This is a genomic window from Isoptericola sp. NPDC057653 (genome assembly GCF_042799955.1).
Classification (GTDB): Bacteria; Actinomycetota; Actinomycetes; order Actinomycetales; family Cellulomonadaceae; genus Isoptericola.
This window is the reverse complement of record NZ_JBHVHP010000002.1, coordinates 505376-523584: the sequence shown is the minus strand read 5'-3', so window position 1 is coordinate 523584 and position 18209 is coordinate 505376. Positions and strand designations below refer to the sequence as shown.

Genomic DNA, 18209 nt, shown 5'->3' with positions numbered 1-18209 from the left:
CAACGACACACGACCATCACGACGAGGTGAGACGACATGAAGCGTTCCCGCATCCTGGCCGGCGCCACGGCGGCGTCCCTGGCCCTGGGCCTGGCGGCCTGCTCGAGCGACGACGGCGGCGGCGGAGGCGGTGACGGCGGCGACGTCACGCTCGGCTTCTACACGGACAAGGCGGCGTGGGAGCCCAGCTTCGACGCCATGAACAAGGAGTCCGCGGCGCAGGGCAGCACGCTGGACTTCACCGGCTACTCCGACGCCACCGCGTACGACAGCTTCATCAAGCAGTCGTTCCGCACCAAGAAGGTGCCCGACCTGTTCACCTGGCACACGGGCAGCCAGCTGGCCGACCTCGTCGACCAGGGGCTGGTCGCCGAGACCACCGACCTCTGGACGAAGGCGGAGGCCGACGGCCTCGTGCCCGAGGGGCTCAAGGACAACTACACCTACGACGGCAAGCAGTACTGCGTGCCGCTGAACGTCGCCTACTGGGCGGTGTACTACAACAAGAAGGTCTTCGCCGACAACGGCGTCGAGGTGCCGACCACGTTCGACGAGCTGACGGCCGCCGCCAAGAAGCTCAAGGCCGCCGGCGTCACGCCGTTCCACCAGATGAACATCATCTTCGAGTTCGCCTGGTTCCAGGCCCTGCTGGCGGGCAACGCGCCCGACGTCTACCAGGGCCTGCAGACGGGCGACGCGTCCTACCTCGACCCGAAGGTCACCGAGGTGATGGACCAGTGGAAGTCGATGATCGACGACGGCTACTACAACGACCCGGGCGTCACGACGGACCCGCAGACGATGCTCAAGAACGGCGACGTCGCGATGGCGTACTTCGGCACGTTCCTCACCGGCCAGCTCACCGACGTGGGCGCGAGGTCCGGGGAGGACTACGGGATCTTCACCATGCCGAGCATGAACCCGGCGTCGGGGAACCAGATGGTGCTGGAGACCGGCCCGCTCTGCGTGGGCAAGGGCTCGGAGAACGAGCAGGCCGCGCTCGACTACAGCGCCTGGTGGATGTCCGACGACGCCCAGAACGCCTGGTCGTCGTCGCGCGGCGACGTGTCGTTCAACCCGCACGTCAAGGTCGAGGACCCGGAGCTGCAGCACCTGGTCGACCAGGTCAACGGCGGCGACTTCACCATCCAGCAGCGCTACCTCGAGGCGAACCCGCTGCCCGTCTACACCCTGTCGACGGAGATCTTCGGCGACTTCGTCACCAACGCGCCCGACCCGGCACCCGGGCTGCAGCGCCTGCAGGACGAGGCCGACACGTACTGGGCCGAGCAGGGCTGAGCCCCGCCCGCCACGTTCGTCGCGCCGCCGGGGGCCCGCGCCACCGGCGGCGCCGGAAGGAGACCACCACCCATGACCGTCACCGCCGCGCCGCCGCGGCCGCCGACGAGCACGGACCGCCCGGCCCGCCGGTCGCGTGCGCCGTACCGCTGGTCCGCCCGGGGCTTCGCCCTGCCCGCCGTGCTTGTCGTGGCGCTGCTGCTGTACCTGCCGTTCGTCTGGACGTCCTTCCTGAGCCTCACCGAGTACAACGGGCTCGGGGACCCCGAGCTCGTGGGCCTGGCGAAGTACCAGGAGATGTTCACCGACGCCGGGTTCCTCAACTCGCTGCGCAACACGCTGTTCTGGGTGGCCGGCACCCTGGTGCTCCCGGTGGGCCTGGGGCTGTTCATCGCGGTCCTCGCGTACGGGCTCAAGGGCTCGTTCTGGTACCGCCTGCCGTTCCTGCTGCCCTACGCGGTCTCCGGTGTCGCGGTCGGCGTCATCTGGACCTTCGTGCTGCAGACCGGGGGAGCCCTCGACGAGGCGCTCGCGCTCCTCGGCGTGACCGACCCGCCGCGCTGGCTCCTGGACGCGCCCCTCAACACGTTCGTGATGATCGGCGCCGCGACGTGGCAGGGCGCGGGGGTGAACGCGCTGCTGTTCACCATCGGGCTGCAGTCCATCCCCAAGGAGCCGATGGAGGCGGCCCGCGTCGACGGGGCCTGGGGCTGGACGCTCTTCCGCACGATGACGTGGCCGATGCTCACGCCGCTCACCACGGTGGTCGTGGGCCTGGCCATCGTCGGGTCGCTCAAGCAGTTCGACATCATCTGGGCGATGACCAAGGGCGGCCCCGGCGTCTCGTCGGAGACCCTCGCACTGACCATGTACAAGGACACGTTCGTGGCGAACGACTACGGGCTGGGGGCCGCCGTCGCGGTGTTCCTCACCGTGATCACGGTCGCGGCGTCCGTCCTCTACCTGCGCCGGCAGCTGTCCGGCGCCCGGGAGTCGTGATGAGTGCCGCGATCGCGGACCGCGTCCGCAAGACCGTCCTCGTGGTGCTGGGCCTGGTGTGGCTGGCGCCCGTCTACCTCATGGTCGTCAACGCGGCGAAGACCAACGACCAGTACGGCGTCCTGTCGGTGTGGAGCCCCGCCGGGCTCGGCGGCCTCTGGGAGAACGCGACCGCCGCGTGGACCCGCGGCGACATCTCCGCCGGCATCGCCTCGACCGCGCTCTACGCCGTCGTCGCGCCGCTGGTCGCGGTGGTGATCGGCGCCGCGGCCGGGTTCGCCATCGTCGCGCTGCGGCTCCAGCACGGCTTCGTGTGGTTCGTCGTGATCTTCGCCTCGACCGTGTTCCCGATGCAGATGCTGCTCATGCCGCTGTTCCTCGGCTACGTCGAGACCGGGTTGTACGACACCCGCACGGGCATGATCCTCGTCTACACGGTGATCTCGGTGCCGTTCGCCGCGTTCGTCATGCGCAACTTCTTCGCCGGGGTCGCGCACCACGTCTTCGAGGCCGCCGTGATGGACGGCGCCTCCACCTGGCGGATCTTCTGGCGCATCTACCTGCCGATGGCGGTGCCCGCGCTCGTGGCGATCTTCATCCTGCAGGCCACGCTCATCTGGAACGACCTGCTGCTGGGGCTCACCCTCACGCAGTCCGCCGAGACACGGCCCGTGATGACGGCCCTGTCCGCGCTGCAGAGCACGTACGGCGGCTCGACGATGCCGGTCGTGCTCGCGGGCGGGCTCATCGTCTCGATCCCCACCGTCGCCCTCTTCCTCCTCGCCCAGCGCGCGTTCACCCGCGGCCTCGCGCTCGGCCAGTACTGACCCGCGTCACCGACCTTGGAGCACCCCATGCCTGACCTCAGCCCCTCGACCCCGACGCCCTGGGGCGGCCGCACCGCGGTCGTCACGGGGGCGGCCGCCGGCATCGGCGGCGGCGTCGCCGACCTGCTGGTGGAGCTCGGCGCCACCGTCGTCGGGATCGACCGCGACGCGGCGGCGCTCGACGCCGCCGCGGCCCGCCACGCCGCCGGACCCGGCCGGTTCGTCGGCCTCGTGGCGGACGTCGCGCGGCCCGAGGCGCTCGACGACGCCGCCCGCCGGGTGCGCGCCGACCACGGCACGCTGGCCGCCGTGGTCTGCGCCGCCGGGGTGCAGCGCTACGGGGCCGTGGACGAGACGGACCCCGCCACCTACGACGAGGTGATGGGCGTGAACGTCGGCGGGGCGTTCCACACCTGCCGGGCCATGGTGCCGCTGGTGCGCGAGAACGGCGGCGGCGCGGTCGTCGTCGTCTCCTCGGCGCAGGCGTACGCCACCCAGACGGGCGTGGCCGCGTACACGGCGAGCAAGACCGCCCTGCTGGGCCTGGCGCGGGCGATGGCGGTCGACCACGCCGCCGACGGCATCCGCGTCAACAGCGTCAGCCCCGGGTCGATCGACACGCCGATGCTGCGCTGGGCCGCCGGGCTGTTGGCCGGCGACCGGCCCGCCGAGGACGTCGTGGCCGAGTGGGGCCGGGCGCACCCCCTCGGGCGGGTCGGGACCCCGCGGGAGGTGGCCGAGGTGGTCGAGTTCCTGCTGTCGGACCGCGCCGCGTTCGTGACCGGCGCGGACGTCAAGGTCGACGGCGGGCTCAGCGCCCGCCTCGCCGCGGCGCTGCCCGAGGCCGACGCATGACCGCGCTCACGGGCAGCGGCATGCGGATCGCCGACGTCCGCGCCACCACCGTGACCGTGCCGCTCGAGGCCCCGCTGCGGCACTCGAACGGCGCGCACTGGGGCCGGTTCGTGCGCACCATCGTCGAGGTCGAGACGACGGACGGGCTGGTCGGGCTGGGCGAGATGGGCGGCGGCGGGCAGAGCGCGGAGGCGGCGATCGCCGCCCTGCGGCCCTACCTGCTCGGGCACGACCCGGCGCGCACCGAGGCGCTGCGGTTCATGCTCGCCAACCCGACCGCGAGCCTGTACAACAACCGCACCCAGCTGGTCGCGGCGATCGAGTTCGCCTGCCTCGACCTGCTGGGCAAGCACACCGGGCTGCCCGTGCACGCCCTGCTGGGCGGCGCGGTGCGGGACGAGGTCGAGTTCGCCTCGTACCTGTTCTTCCGGTACCCGTCCGCCGACGGCACGGGGGAGGTGCGCACGCCCGACCAGCTCGTCGCGGAGGCGGCCCGCCTCAAGTCCGAGCACGGCTTCCGCGTGCACAAGCTCAAGGGCGGCGTCTTCGACCCCGAGGTCGAGCTCGAGGCCTACCGGGCGCTCGCCGCCTCCCTGCCGGGCGACCGGTTCCGCTACGACCCGAACGGGATCCTCAGCGTGGAGGAGGCGATCCGGTTCGCGCGCCGGATCGAGGACCTCGACAACGACTACGCCGAGGACTTCTGCTACGGGCTCAACGGGATGCGCCGGCTGCGCGAGAACACCCGGATCCCGCTCGCCACCAACACCGTGGTGGTGAACGTCGAGCAGCTCGCGGCGAACGTGCTGCAGCCCGCCGTCGACGTGATCCTGCTGGACACGACCTTCTGGGGCGGCATCCGGCCGTGCGTCCGGGCGGCGGGCGTCGCCGAGGCGTTCCAGCTCGGCGTCGCCGTGCACTCCTCGGGCGAGCTCGGCATCCAGCTCGCCTCGATGCTGCACCTGGGCGCCGTCGTGCCGAACCTGGCCTTCGCCGCCGACGCGCACTACCACCACCTGCGCGACGACGTCATCGCGGGCGGCAAGCTCGCCTACCGCGACGGGCGCATCGCCGTCCCGGACGGCCCCGGCCTCGGCGTCGAGCTGGACCGGGACAAGGTCGCCGAGTACGCGGAGCTCTACCGCGAGCTGGGCCCCTACCCGTACGACCGCGACCCCGGCCGGCCCGACTGGTACCCCCTGCTGCCGAGCACGCAGTTCGCCGACCCGCACGCGGCCGGGCGCCCCGCCGCGCTCGCCCGCGAACCCTTCTGACCCCCCGACCGCACCGACGTCCCCCGGACCGACAGAGCACGAGGAACCGCCTGATGAGCACCGCCGCTCCCGCCACGCCGCGCACGATCCCGACCGTCGGGGACCTCGCGTCCGACCTCGTCGTCGACCGGTTCGACGACATGGTCAACCCGCCGGGCCTGACCAACCACTGGGCCACCGCCCAGGTGGACCACGACGTGCTGGCCGTGCGCTCGCTCAACGTGCCACCCGTCTCCCAGGGCGACAGCATCAGCGGCCAGCTGTACCTGGGCGGCCGCCTGGCGCGCTCGTACGGGCGGCCCGTCGAGGTGCGCTGGCGGCCCGACCGGGTGGAGCGCCGCACCGTGGTGGACGGCTGGGACGTGCGCACCGTGACGGTGTGCCCGCCGGGCGAGCCGGGCGTCGCCGTGCAGGTGGAGGTCACCGACACCACCGGCGCGCCGCGAGAGCTGCGCCTCGGCGCATGGCTCGACTCGACGGTCACCTGCGCCGCCGACCCGTGGCTCGCGGGCGCCCCGCCCCAGGCGCGCAACGCGCTGGAGCGCCTCGGCGCCCGCCGCCTCGGGCGCCCGGCGGACGGCTCGGCGGTGAGCGTGCAGTGCCTCGTCGACGAGCACGGCGCGCCCGTCGACGACGGGACGTCGGACCGCGTGGCCGAGGTGGTCCGCGACGTGCCCGCGGGCGGCACGGTGCGCCTCGCCCTCGTGCACACGGTCGCGCGGGGGCGGGACGAGGCGCTCGCGGCGTTCGACCGCGTCGCCGCCGACGTGCCCGGCGCCGTCGAGGCCTCCCGCCGCACCTGGGACGCGGAGATCGAGGCCCTCTTCACGCCGGGGAACGACGAGTTCGGCGGCTGCCTGCCGCGCCTGGTCACGACCGACGACGCGCTGCGCCGCCTGTACTGGTGGGGCGCCGTCGGCGTGCTGTGGTTCCGCCGCGACAACCCGGCGTCGGTGCTCGGGCGCACCTACGACACGCTCATGCCGCGCTACTGGCAGACCACCACGTTCATCTGGGACTACTCCCTGAGCTCGATGGTGCACGCGCTGCTCGACCCGCACGTCATGCGGCGGCAGGTGGAGCACTGGGTGGGCCTCGACATCGAGAAGCACTTCGGCACCGAGTGGCTCACCGGCGGCCCCGTCGGCTACTGGTACTCCGTGAACCACTACGCGATGACGCGGCTGGTGCACGACTACCTGCGGCTGCACGGCGACCACGGGCTGCTCGACGCCGAGGTGACCACGCCCGACGGCCGCACCTCCACGATGGGCGACGAGGTCCGCGCCTGGGCGACGGCGTGGCACCGGCTGCGCTCGGGCACCGGCTCGGGCCTGGCCGACTACGGCGACGTCGACAACCTCCTCGAGTGCGTGAGCTCGTACGTGCACGAGGTGGCGAGCCTCAACGCCGCCAACGTGTGGAACCTGCGCACGGCCGCGGGGATCAGCGACCTGCAGGGGCGCGCCGACGACGCGGCCCGGCTGCGGGCGGAGGCGGCGGACCTGCTGCCGAAGGTGCTCGACCTCGGCGTGCCGGGGGAGGGCTTCTTCCACGCCCGCCAGGCCGACGGGACCCTCGTCCAGACGCGGCACTGCTACGACTTCGCGACCGTCGGGACGACGATCGCCGCGGACGTCCCGGCCGACCGGCGGGACGCGATGGTCGAGTTCTTCGTCCGGGAGCTGCGCACCCCGTCGTGGATGCGTGCCCTGTCGCCGTGGGACGACGACGCGGGCTGGTCGGTGCGCGCCGACCACCAGTGGAACGGCGCCTACCCGGCGTGGCCGGCGGACTCGGCCCGCGCCGCGATCGCGCTCGGGCACCCCGAGGTGGTCCTCGAGTGGCTGCCGGGCCTGGCCCGCAGCGCGAACCAGGGCCCGCCCGGGCAGGCGCACTTCGTGGAGGAGGCCGAGGAGCCGATCGGCGGCGGGGCCCGCAAGACCCCGCCGCAGCTGCCGTACATCATCGACTGGTCCTGCTCGTCCGCGGGGGCGTGGTGCGAGCTGGTGCTGGCGGGGGTGTTCGGCGTGGAGGTCGACCTCGACGGCACCGTGACGGCCGGCGGCTGCGTCGCGGAGCTCGACCCGGAGGCGCGGCTCGAGGGGCTCGTCGTGCAGGGCCGCACCTACGACGTGGTCGGCGGCGAGGTCCGGGAGCGATGAGCGCGCGGGCCGGCGAGGGCGGCTGGGGGAGCCTGCTCGACGACGGCCGCGCCGCGCTGCCGGACGCCCTGGCCTCGGTGGACGAGGCGGTCACGGCCGGCGGGGAGCGGGCGCTCGTCGTGCGGGTGGCCGGCGGGCTGTCGGTCGACGTGCTGCCGGACCGCGGGCTGGACCTCGGCGCGGCCTGGTGGGCGGGCGTGCCGCTCGCCTGGCGCTCGCCCCACCCGCGCGACCCGGGGCCGGGGCGGGGGTGGGAGGACCGCTTCCTCGGCGGGCTGCTCGCCACCTGCGGGCCGGACAACATCGGCGCGCCCCGCGGCGGGTCGGGGCAGCACGGCACCCACCACCTGACCCCGGCGCACGACGTGCGGTGGTGGCGCGAGCGCGACGGCGGCGGCGCGGGCGGCGAGGTCGAGGTGCACGTGTCGGGCTCCGTCGCGCACTCCACGCTCTACGGCGCGCGGGTCGTCGTCGACCGGGAGGTCGTCGTCGCCACCGGACGGCCGTGGGTCGAGGTGCGCGACGTGGTCCGCAACGTGGGCGACGCGCCCGTCGGCGTGCCGCTGCTCTACCACGTGAACCTCGGCGCGGCGGTCCTGGCGCCGGGCTCGCGCCTGGTGGCGGACGCGGACGAGCCGGTGCCGGCGGAGCCGCTCCTGGCGGGCCGGGACGCGGTGACGTTCCCCGCGCCCGCCCCGGGCGCCGCGTACGTGGTGGCCGAGCACCCCGGCGTGCGGTCGACCGGCGGCCGGGCCCGGGCCGTCGTGCGCCCGACCGCAATGCCGGCGGCCGACGGGCACCCCGACCCCGAGGTGGTCGTCGAGTGGCGGTCGGCGACGATGCCTCGGCTGTACTCGTGGGCCTGGCCCGCCGCGGGCTCGTGGGTGCTCGGCGTCGAGCCCGCGAACGCGCCCCTGCTCGGCCCGGAGCGCGACGGGCCGCACGGCGGCGCGCCCGTGCTCGAGCCGGGCGCGTCGTGGGACTGTGGCGTCCGCATCGGCGTCGGCACGCCGGGGCCGCGACCGACGACGGCGCGACCGGCGACGGCGCGACCGACGACGGCGCGACCGACGACGGCGCGAGGGGGCGTGGGATGAGCGAGCCGGGCACGACGGAGCAGGAGCCGGGGCAGGACCTGTCGGCGCAGGACCGGGCAGGGCAGGGGACGACGGACGGCGGCGCGGGGGGCACGGTGCTGCCCACCAGCGTGAGCCCCGCGGCGCGCCGCCACCTCGACCGGCTCGCGGCGTCGCGGCCCGCGCGGCCCCGCGCCTTCCCGGCGCCGGACGACCGGGAGGGCTGGCTGCGGCACGTGGCGGAGGCGGACGAGTGGTTCCGCGCCGCCGTGCGCCTCGACCACCTCCCGCCGGCGGACGAGGTGCGGCAGGTCGGGAGCGCGGTGGCCTACGTGCAGCGCGCCCACGACGCCGACCCGGACGGTCCCGTCGTCCTGGACCTGCACGGCGGCGGGCTGCTCTACGGCGCCGGCGAGGTCTGCCGGGTGTCGGCAGTGACCGCGTCCGCCCGGACCGGGCTCGTCGCGTGGGGCGTCGACTACCGGATGCCGCCGCTGCACCCGTACCCGGCGGCCCTGGACGACGCCCTCGCCGCCTACCGGGCGCTGCTGTCCGAGCGTGGCCCGGGCCGGGTGGTCGTCTGCGGCGGCTCGGCGGGCGGGAACCTCGCGGCGGCCCTGCTGCTGCGCGCCCGGGACGAGGGGCTGCCGATGCCCGCGGCGCTGGTGCTGCTGACCCCCGAGGTGGACCTCACCGAGTCGGGCGACTCGTTCGTCACCAACGCCCCGCACGACCTGGCGCTGGCCAGCCTGCGCGAGGTGAACGCGCTGTACGCGGGCGGCGCCGACCTGGCGCACCCGTACCTGTCGCCCCTGTTCGGCGACCTCGAGGGCCTGCCGCCGACGTTGCTGCAGTCCGGCACCCGGGACCTGTTCCTGTCCAACACGGTGCGCATGCACCGGCGGCTGCGCGCGGCGGGCGTGGCCGCCGAGCTGCACGTGTTCGAGGGCATGCCGCACGGCGGCTTCGGGGGAGGGGCGCCCGAGGACGCCGAGCTCGACGCCGAGGTGCGGGCCTTCGTCGACCGGGCGCTGCGGGCGCGGCACGAGCCGTCGTGACCCGCCGGGCCGCTAGCGTCGGGGCCATGGATCACGAGCCGATGCGGCGGGTCGCCGAGTTCCGCGCGGCGTTCGACCTGGCGGCCGACGCCGCGCGCCCGGAGCTGGCGGAGCACCGCCGGGCGCTGCTGGACGAGGAGTCCGCCGAGGCGTCCGAGGCGCTCACCGACCTCGCGGCGGCGCTGGCCGCCGGAGGGGACGCGGACGCCGCGTACCGGGCGGTGGCCAAGGAGCTGGCCGACGTCCTGTACGTCACGTACGGCGCGGCCGACGCGCTGGGCATCGACCTGCCCGCGGTGTTCGTCGAGGTCCACCGGTCCAACATGAGCAAGTTCGACGAGGAGGGGCGCGTGCTGCGGCGGGCCGACGGCAAGGTCCTCAAGGGCCCGGGCTACCGGCCGCCGTCGCTCGACGGGCTCGTCGCGGCGCCGCCGGACGCCGTCTGACCTGCCCCGACCGGCCCCGGGGTGCGCACGGCCCGGCGGCTCGCCCGCACCCTGCGCGAGGCGCACGGCTGCGGCGGCGTGACCGTGCCGCGAGCCCTTCTCGGGCGCCTTGACACCGGCGCCGGCCGGGTGCCAGAGTGACGCTCATTCCGGAAACGTTTCCAGCGATGTCGTGGGGACCGGACTGGAAACGTTTCCAACAGCCGTCGACGTTGAAGGTGGAGCGACAGTGACGTCATCACGCGCCACGTTGATCGAGGTGGCCCGGCACGCCGGGGTCTCCCTCGCATCGACGTCGCGGGCCCTGCACGGCACCGGGGCCAGCCCGGCCATGGTGGAGCGCGTGCGCGCCGCCGCCGACGAGCTCGGGTACAGCCCGGACGTGACCGGTCGGTCGCTGCGGATGCGCAAGACCTTCCAGGTCGCGTTCGCCGTCGCCGACATCGGCAACCCGGTGTACGTCGAGATGCTCGCCGCCATCCACGAGGTCCTGGCCCCGCACGGGTACCGGGTCGTCGTCATGTCGACGGGGGACACGGCGGGCGCCACCGCCGAGCTCGTCCGGAGCCTCGGGGGCGGCTTCGTGGACGCCCTCGTCGTGAGCCCGCTGCGCGCCGACGACGCCCTCGCCGAGGTGATCCGGCAGGCGCCGGTGCCGGTGGTCGTCATCGGCCGCGCGCTGGACGCCGCCGGCGACTCCGTCTCGACCGACTCCGCGGGCGGCATCGGCCTCGCCGTCGACCACCTGGTCGCCGCGGGCCGTCGCCGGATCGGGTTCCTCAACGGCCCCCTCGACACCACGCCGGGCACGGCGCGCCAGCGCGGCTTCGACGCCGCGACGCGCGCGGACGGCTTCCCCGCGGAGCGCGTCGCCGTCGCGGTGGCCGACGACTTCACCGTCGCGGCAGGGCTGCGCGCCGCGCGCGCCCTGCTGGCGCCGGGCGCCGACGGCACGCGCCTCGACGCCGTCGTCGCCGCGAACGACCTGCTCGCCATCGGCGCGGTGCGCGCCGCCCGCGAGGCCGGCCTCGCCGTCCCGGGCGACGTCGCCGTCACCGGCATGGACGACACCGAGCTCGGCCGCGTCTACGAGCCGGCCCTGACGAGCGTCTCGCTCGGCACCGCGGAGCGCGGGGCCGCCGCCGCGCGCGCCGTGCTCGCCCGCCTCGAGGACGACGAGGCCACCGCCCAGCACGTCGTGATCGGCCCGCGCCTGCTGGTGCGCGCGTCGTCCGGCGTCGACGCCGCGACCGAGGAGGCCACGCGATGAGCGCCCCGACCACCCCGACCGCGCCCGCGGCCGGGTCCTCGAGCCGGACCCCCGCGCGGGGGCCGCAGCAGGTCCGCCGCCGCGGCGGGCTCGAACGAGGCCGTCGCCGCGAGGCCGCCGCCCTGGTGATGCCGTCGCTGCTGCCGATCCTCGTGCTCAGCGTCGCGCCGCTCGTCATGGGCATCGCGCTCGCCTTCACCGACGCGCGGCTCGTGCGCCACCCCGACTACCAGTTCGTGGGCGTCGACAACTTCGTGCGCCTCGCGGGCAACTCGTTCTTCTGGGACTCGTTCCGCATCGGCCTCATCTGGGCGGTGTCCGTGACGCTGCTGCAGCTCGTGCTCGCCATGGGGCTGGCGCAGCTGCTCAACTCCGGCCTCCGGCTCCAGGGCCTCACGCGCGTGCTCGCGCTGATCCCGTGGGCCATGCCGCCCGTCGTCGTGGCGATCATGTGGAAGATGATCTACTCGCCCAACGCGGGGCCGCTCAACGCGTTCCTCGGGTCGCTGGGCCTGCCGGACGACATCAACTGGCTGGCGGACTTCTCCACCGCGCTGCCCGCCGTCATCGTCGTGGGCGTCTGGGTCGGCATGCCGCAGACCACGGTCACGCTGCTCGCCGGCCTGCAGCAGATCCCGGACGAGCTGCACGAGGCCGCGTCCATGGACGGCGCGGGCGCCTGGCGGCGGTTCACCGCCGTCACCTGGCCGAGCCTGCGGCCCATCGTCGCGTCCATCACGTCGCTGAACTTCATCTGGAACTTCAACTCGTTCTCGCTGGTCTACGTCCTCACCGAGGGCGGGCCCGGCGGCCGCACGATGCTGCCGATGCTGTTCACCTACCTCGAGGCGTTCAAGAACCGGAACATCGGGTACGCCGCCGCGATGGGCGTCGTCCTCGTCGTGGTCGTCGTCCTGCTCCTCGCCGTCTACCTGCGGTCGCAGTTCCGCGACGACCGCGCCGTGAAGAAGGGCTGAGCCGATGCGCGCACTCGTCCGCCCCGCCCAGTACGTGGCGCTGGCCGGCTACATCGTCTTCCTCGGCTTCCCGCTGCTGTGGCTGATCTCGGCCTCGGTGAAGTCGTCCGCCGAGCTCAACTCGCTCACCGTGAGCCTGCTGCCCTCGCAGTGGCACTGGGAGAACTACGCCCAGGCCCTCGCCCGGCAGGGTCTGGTGCACTCGGCCGCGAACAGCGTCGTGGTGGCGCTCGCCTCGACGGCGCTCGTGATCCTCATCGCGATGCCCGCGGCCTACGTGCTCGCCCGGCTCAAGGGCGCGATCCGGGTGGCCGGCGTCGGGTGGATCCTCGTGAGCCAGGTGTTCCCGGTGATCCTCATCATCCTGCCGCTCTTCCTCATCCTGCGGACGATGAACCTCACCGACAGCCTCGTGGGGCTCACCCTGGTGCACACCACGTACACGCTGCCCTTCGCGCTGTGGATGCTGCAGGGCTACGTGGCCGGCATCCCGACCGAGCTCGAGGAGGCCGGCTCCATGGACGGCGCCAGCCGCCTCACCGTGCTGCGCCGGATCGTGTTCCCGCTGCTGGCCCCCGGGATCGTCGCCACCGCGATGTTCAGCTTCGTCTCCTCCTGGAACGAGTTCTTCTTCGCCCTGGTCCTGCTCCAGTCGCCGGAGAACTACACCCTGCCGATCACGCTCACGTCGTTCATCGGCGGCGAGGGCAAGGTCGCGCTCGGCCCCCTCGCGGCGGGGTCGTTCCTCGCGGCCATCCCGAGCATCGTCTTCTTCTCGATCATGCAGAAGAAGCTCACCGGCGGGCTCATGGCCGGCGCCGTCAAGGGCTGACGACGCCCTTCCACCTCCTTCCTTCCCTACCCCTGACGACCACCCGAAAGGAAGTCCCATGAAGACTCGTGGAGTGTCCATCGCTGCATGCCTCACGGTCAGCGCCCTGCTCCTCGCCGCCTGCAGCAGCGGTGGCGGCGACGACGGCGACGGCGGCCCCGTGACGCTGAAGTTCCAGTCGCTGTCCGACCAGCCGGCCGCCATCGCGGCGACCGAGAAGATCGTCGACGAGTGGAACACCGACCACCCCGACGTGCAGGTCGAGATCGTGCCGACCGGCTGGGACGGCGTCTACGACAAGCTCATCACCCAGTTCAACGGCGGCGCCGCGCCCGACGTCATCCACTACGAGGCCGCGAGCATCGTGCCGTTCGCCCGCGACGGCTACCTCGCGGACCTCTCCGAGTACATGTCGGACGAGCGCAAGGCCGACATCCCCGAGGGCGTGCTGTCCTCGGTGACCGTCGATGACCAGGTCGTGGCCTACCCGACCGAGCTGCAGTCCTACATGGTCTTCGCGAACAAGAAGCTCCTGCAGGACGCGGGCGTCGAGATCCCGACCGGCGACACCATGACGTGGGACCAGCTGCGGGACATCGCCAAGGCGACGACGAAGGGCAAGACCTTCGGCCTCGGCTGGGGCCTGTCGAGCCCGACCGCCGCGTTCATGACCCTGGCGCCGGGCTTCGGCGGCCAGTACTTCACGGGCACGGGCACGGACGCGAAGATCACGGTCGGCGACGGCGAGATGGCGCTGCCCGAGCTCGTGGACGCGATGGCCCACCAGGACAAGTCGATCCTCCCGGTCACCCTGACGCAGTCGGGCTCCGAGGCGATCGCGTCGTTCTACGCCGGCCAGACGGCGATGACCGTGCAGGGCTCCTACCAGGCCGCGAACATCGCCAAGGACGCCCCGAAGGACCTCGACTGGGTGGTGCTGCCGCCGCTCGCCGGGCCCGAGGGCGCCGGGCAGGCCGCGAACCCGCAGACCCTGTCCGTCAACGTCGACTCGGAGCACGTCAAGGAGTCGGCCGAGTTCATCGAGTTCTTCACCGAGCCGGACAACCTGGCCGCGCTCAACGAGGCGGACGCGCTGATCCCGGCGACGACGTCGGCCCAGCAGGTCCTCGCCGACAAGCTCGGCGACGAGAACGGCTGGAGCACCATCCTGGCCTCGGGCCAGCACTTCGTCTCCGCGCCGTACCTGTTCGTCGACGCGTACGCGCAGTGGAAGGACACCGTGGCCACGCCGGCCTACCAGCGGTTCCTGGCGCAGGAGACGGACGCGGACGAGCTGTCCGCCCAGCTCACCGACGGCTGGGACGAGATCACGAAGTGACGGTCGTGGGGGGGGGGGGGGGCGCCCCCCCCCCCCCCCCCCCCCCGGGCGGGGGGCCCCCCCCCCCCCCGCGGCCCCCCCCCCCCCCCCGCGCCCCCCGCAGCGCCCCGCGGGGTGGGCGGGGGGGGGGGGGCCCCCCCCCCCCCCCCACGACCACCCGCACCGCGGGGCCGGGCGTCGAGCCCGCCCCGCGGGCACCCGGGACGCGAGACACGCGCCCGGCAGGACGACGAGGGAGTGACCGTGACCTGGCTGGACGACCGATCGATGGCCGTGATCACCGGCGCCGCGGTGGGCGACGCGCTCGGCGGTGCCGTCGAGGGCTGGACCCCCGAGCAGATCGAGGAGCGCCACGGGGGCCGGGTGACCGGCATCGTCGGCCCCTGGTACCCGAACTGGCGCGACGCGCGCCCCATCGCGCCGTACCACAAGGGCGACGGACACATCACCGACGACACCCTCATGACGCGGGCGGTCGTGGAGGTCTACGCCAAGCGCCGCGACCACCTGGACGCGTACTCCGTGGCGGAGGACCTCGTGCCCCTGATGATCGGGGAGCCGCGCTGGATCCCCGAGCTCGAGTCGACCGCCCTGCTGCTCCAGCGGGTGTTCCTCGCCGAGAAGTGGATGGTCGCGCGGCTGCACTACGGGCACGTCGACCCGCGCGAGGCGGGCGTCGGCAACGTCGTGAACTGCGGCGCCGCGATGTACGTCGCGCCGGTCGGCCTGGCGAACCCGGGCGACCCGCGCGGCGCGTACGCCGAGGCGATCGACCTCACGGGCGCCCACCAGTCGAGCTACGGCCGGGAGGCGGCGGGCGTGTTCGCGGCGATGGTCGCGGCGTCGGTGGCGCCGGGCGCCACGCTCGACGACGTCGTGCACGCGGCGCTCGACGTCGCCCACGACGGCACCGCGGACGCCCTGCACGCCGTGGTGGAGGCGTTCGACGGCTGGACCACGGCGCCCGGCACGGACGAGGAGGAGCGCGAGCTCGGCCGCCTGGTGCGCGAGACCGTGGCCCCGTTCGACTCCGTGGGCCCCGCGTACCGGCAGATGTCGATGGACGCGCGCCGCCCGTCGCGGACCAAGTCGATCGAGGAGCTGCCGGCGGCGCTCGGCATGCTGCTCGGGCACCGCGGCGACTACCGCGGGTCGGTCCTCGCCGCCGTGAACTACGGCCGTGACGCCGACTCCATCGCCGTCATGGCGGGCGCGGTGGCCGCGGGCCTCGGCGGCAGCGAGGTCGTGCCCACCGACTGGCTCGACGAGATCGAGGTGGCGAGCCGGATGGACGTCCGCGAGACGGGGCGGCTCATGGCCGCCGCGGCCGCCGACATCGTGCGCGCGGACGCCGAGCGGGCGCGGGCGCGCCTGGCGGGCATCGACGCGCTGGACCTCGACGCCGACACCGAGGCCGCCGGGGCGCGGGCATGAGGCTGACCTGGGCGCAGCCGGAGGACCTGCTCGCGCACGAGCTGGTGCAGTCCGCGGCCGAGGGCAAGGAGACGGCCGACGTCCGCGAGCGCTGGGTGGCGGCCGGGGGAGACCCGGCGCCCGCCGTGAGCGGCGCCGGCCCCGTGCCCGCGACGCCGGAGCTGCGCGCCCTGGCCCGCACCCTGCTCGACGAGCTGGACGCCCGGCCGGCCGCGCCCGCCCCGGCGGAGCCCGACGGGTGGGACGAGATCGTCGCCCTGCTGCCGGCGGCCCCCGCCCTGCCCGGCCCGGGCGCCGACCTCGGCGCCCGCGTGCACGGCGCCTGGACCGGCCGCGCCGCCGGCTGCCTGCTCGGCAAGCCGGTCGAGAAGATCCCGCGCGAGGGCATCGAGGAGATCCTGCGGTCCACCGGCCGGTGGCCCCTGGACCGCTGGTTCACCGCGGTCGGGCTGCCCGACGACGTGGCGGCCCGCTGGCCGTGGAACCGCCGCTCCGCCCCGACCTCCCTCGAGGAGAACATCGACGGGATGCCTGAGGACGACGACCTCAACTACCCGATCCTCGCCCTGGAGCTCCTCGAGGCCCGCGGGCGCGGCTTCACCACCGACGACGTGGCGCAGGTCTGGCTCGACCTCATGCCTGCCGGTCGGGCCTTCACCGCCGAGCGCGCGGCGTACCGCAACATCCTCGACGCGCGGCCCGTGCCCGAGACGGCCACGCACCACAACCCGTTCCGGGAGTGGATCGGCGCCCTCATCCGCACCGACCTGCTCGGGTGGGTGAGCCCCGGGGACGTGCGCGAGGCCGCGCGCCTGGCCTGGACCGACGCGCGCCTGAGCCACACCCGCAACGGCGTGTACGGCGCGATGTGGGCGGCGGCGCTGGGGTCGGCGGCCGTGGTCGCGGGCGGGGTCACCGCGGCGCTCGACGCCGCCGACGCCGTCGTCCCGCCCGGCAGCCGCCTGGCCGCGGCCGTCCGCCTGGGCCGGGAGCTGGGCGCGGCGTCCGACGGCGGCGAGGCCGCCGTCCGCGCCGACCTCGACCGGCTGCACGCCACCTACGGCGACCTGCACTGGGTGCACGTGCTGCACAACGCGGCCGTGGTCGCGTACGCGCTCGAGGCCGGGCGGGGCGAGTTCGGCCCGAGCGTCTCGATCGCGGTGACCGCGGGCTGGGACACCGACTCGGCGGCGGCCACGGTCGGCGGCGTCGTGGGGGCCCTGCGCGGAGCCGACGGGATCGGCGCGGCGTGGAGCGCTCCCCTCGACGGCCGCATCGCGACCTCGCTGCCCGGCGGCGAGCGTCGCATCGACGACCTGGCGGCGCGCACGACGGCGCTCGCGCTCCGCGCGTCGCAGGGCGCGGCGGGCGCGGGGAGCCCCTCGTGAGCGCCGGCGGCCGCGTCGTGGTGGTCGGCTCGGCCAACGTCGACCTGGTGGTGGACGTGCCCCGCCACCCGGGCGGCGGCGAGACCATCCTGGGCGGCGACCTGCGCCGCAGCCCGGGCGGCAAGGGCGCGAACCAGGCCGCCGGCGCCGCCCGTGCGGGCGGCGCGGACACGTCGTTCGTCGGCGCCGTGGGGCGCGACGACGCGGCCGACCTGCTCCTCGCCTCGCTCCGGCGGGCCGGGGTGCGCACCGACCTGGTCTGGCGCCTCGACGTCGCGACGGGCACCGCGCTCATCACCGTCTCCCCGGACGGCGAGAACGCGATCGTCGTCGCCCCGGGAGCCAACTCGCGCCTCGCGGTCGAGCGGCCGCAGGCCGAGCGCATCGCCGCGGCCGACGTCGTCCTCGCGCAGCTCGAGGTGCCGCTCGACGTCGTGCTTGCCGCGGCGCGGGAGCGCCGGGCGGGCGTGCCGCTGGTGCTCAACGCCGCGCCGTCCCGCGCCCTTCCCGACGCGCTCTGGGACGCCGTCGACGTCCTGGTGGTGAACGAGCACGAGGCGGCCGACCTCGCTGGAGACCTGGAGGCCGACGCGGTGGCGGACCCCGAGGCGCTCGGGGCCGCGCTGCTGCGGCGGGTGCCGGCGGTCGTGATCACCCTCGGCGGCGCGGGCAGCCTCGTGGCCCGCCGCGGCACGCCGCCGGTGCGCGTGCCCGCGCACCGGGTCGAGGCCGTCGACACCACGGGTGCGGGCGACGTGTTCTGCGGTGTCCTCGCCGCCGGGATCGCCCGGGGCGAGGACCTGGCCGCGGCCGCCCGGCTCGCGGCCGCCGCGGGCGCGCTGGCGGTGACGCGCCGTGGCGCGCAGGACGCCGTCCCGGCCGCCTCGGAGGTGGCCGCCCTCGCGGCCTCCGGGGCCGGCTGAGCCTGCCGGCCGCACCGCCGCACCGCACCGCCCCCATCGTCCCCGGT

16 protein-coding genes are annotated in these 18209 nt (G+C 74.7%); all 16 read left to right on the top strand.

Annotated elements, in window-relative coordinates:
• Window positions 1–36 precede the first annotated feature (36 nt).
• Window positions 37–1299 (top strand): ABC transporter substrate-binding protein, encoded by a 1263-nt coding sequence (locus ACFU9A_RS13630; RefSeq protein ID WP_430575822.1) that lies wholly within the window; start codon window positions 37–39, stop codon window positions 1297–1299.
• Between the two features lie 72 nt (window positions 1300–1371).
• Window positions 1372–2298 (top strand): carbohydrate ABC transporter permease, encoded by a 927-nt coding sequence (locus ACFU9A_RS13625; RefSeq protein WP_430575821.1) that lies wholly within the window; start codon window positions 1372–1374, stop codon window positions 2296–2298.
• Entirely contained in the window at window positions 2298–3125 is an 828-nt protein-coding gene (locus ACFU9A_RS13620; protein WP_430575820.1) for a carbohydrate ABC transporter permease, read from the top strand. The genes ACFU9A_RS13625 and ACFU9A_RS13620 overlap by 1 nt, the downstream gene beginning before the upstream one ends.
• Window positions 3126–3152: 27 nt before the next feature.
• On the top strand, window positions 3153–3980 hold the full coding sequence (locus ACFU9A_RS13615) for an SDR family oxidoreductase (RefSeq protein ID WP_430575819.1): 828 nt from the start codon (window positions 3153–3155) through the stop codon (window positions 3978–3980).
• Window positions 3977–5254 (top strand): enolase C-terminal domain-like protein, encoded by a 1278-nt coding sequence (locus tag ACFU9A_RS13610; protein WP_430575818.1) that lies wholly within the window; start codon window positions 3977–3979, stop codon window positions 5252–5254. The genes ACFU9A_RS13615 and ACFU9A_RS13610 overlap by 4 nt, the downstream gene beginning before the upstream one ends.
• 53 nt (window positions 5255–5307) lie before the next feature.
• On the top strand, window positions 5308–7419 hold the full coding sequence (locus ACFU9A_RS13605; RefSeq protein WP_430575817.1) for a hypothetical protein: 2112 nt from the start codon (window positions 5308–5310) through the stop codon (window positions 7417–7419).
• Window positions 7416–8516 (top strand): DUF4432 family protein, encoded by a 1101-nt coding sequence (locus ACFU9A_RS13600; protein ID WP_430575816.1) that lies wholly within the window; start codon window positions 7416–7418, stop codon window positions 8514–8516. Before ACFU9A_RS13605 ends, ACFU9A_RS13600 begins: the two co-directional genes overlap by 4 nt.
• Entirely contained in the window at window positions 8513–9553 is a 1041-nt protein-coding gene (locus tag ACFU9A_RS13595; protein WP_430575815.1) for an alpha/beta hydrolase fold domain-containing protein, read from the top strand. Before ACFU9A_RS13600 ends, ACFU9A_RS13595 begins: the two co-directional genes overlap by 4 nt.
• A gap of 26 nt (window positions 9554–9579) precedes the next feature.
• Window positions 9580–9999, top strand: coding sequence for a hypothetical protein (locus tag ACFU9A_RS13590; protein WP_430575814.1), 420 nt, complete (start codon window positions 9580–9582; stop codon window positions 9997–9999).
• 229 nt (window positions 10000–10228) lie between these two features.
• Window positions 10229–11269, top strand: coding sequence for a LacI family DNA-binding transcriptional regulator (locus ACFU9A_RS13585; RefSeq protein ID WP_430575813.1), 1041 nt, complete (start codon window positions 10229–10231; stop codon window positions 11267–11269).
• A complete protein-coding gene (locus ACFU9A_RS13580) occupies window positions 11266–12246 on the top strand; it encodes a carbohydrate ABC transporter permease (RefSeq protein ID WP_430575812.1) in 981 nt (326 codons plus the stop codon). The genes ACFU9A_RS13585 and ACFU9A_RS13580 overlap by 4 nt, the downstream gene beginning before the upstream one ends.
• A 4-nt stretch (window positions 12247–12250) precedes the next feature.
• Window positions 12251–13078 carry a carbohydrate ABC transporter permease gene (locus ACFU9A_RS13575; protein WP_430575811.1) on the top strand — a complete coding sequence of 276 codons (828 nt, stop codon included), beginning with the start codon at window positions 12251–12253 and terminating at the stop codon, window positions 13076–13078.
• A gap of 58 nt (window positions 13079–13136) precedes the next feature.
• Complete coding sequence (locus ACFU9A_RS13570) at window positions 13137–14417, top strand: ABC transporter substrate-binding protein (RefSeq protein ID WP_430575810.1); 1281 nt, start codon at window positions 13137–13139, stop codon at window positions 14415–14417.
• A 243-nt stretch (window positions 14418–14660) separates the two neighbouring features.
• On the top strand, window positions 14661–15851 hold the full coding sequence (locus ACFU9A_RS13565; RefSeq protein ID WP_430575809.1) for an ADP-ribosylglycohydrolase family protein: 1191 nt from the start codon (window positions 14661–14663) through the stop codon (window positions 15849–15851).
• A complete protein-coding gene (locus tag ACFU9A_RS13560) occupies window positions 15848–17239 on the top strand; it encodes an ADP-ribosylglycohydrolase family protein (RefSeq protein ID WP_430575808.1) in 1392 nt (463 codons plus the stop codon). The genes ACFU9A_RS13565 and ACFU9A_RS13560 overlap by 4 nt, the downstream gene beginning before the upstream one ends.
• Window positions 17236–18162 (top strand): ribokinase, encoded by a 927-nt coding sequence (locus ACFU9A_RS13555; protein ID WP_430575807.1) that lies wholly within the window; start codon window positions 17236–17238, stop codon window positions 18160–18162. Before ACFU9A_RS13560 ends, ACFU9A_RS13555 begins: the two co-directional genes overlap by 4 nt.
• Window positions 18163–18209 lie beyond the last annotated feature (47 nt).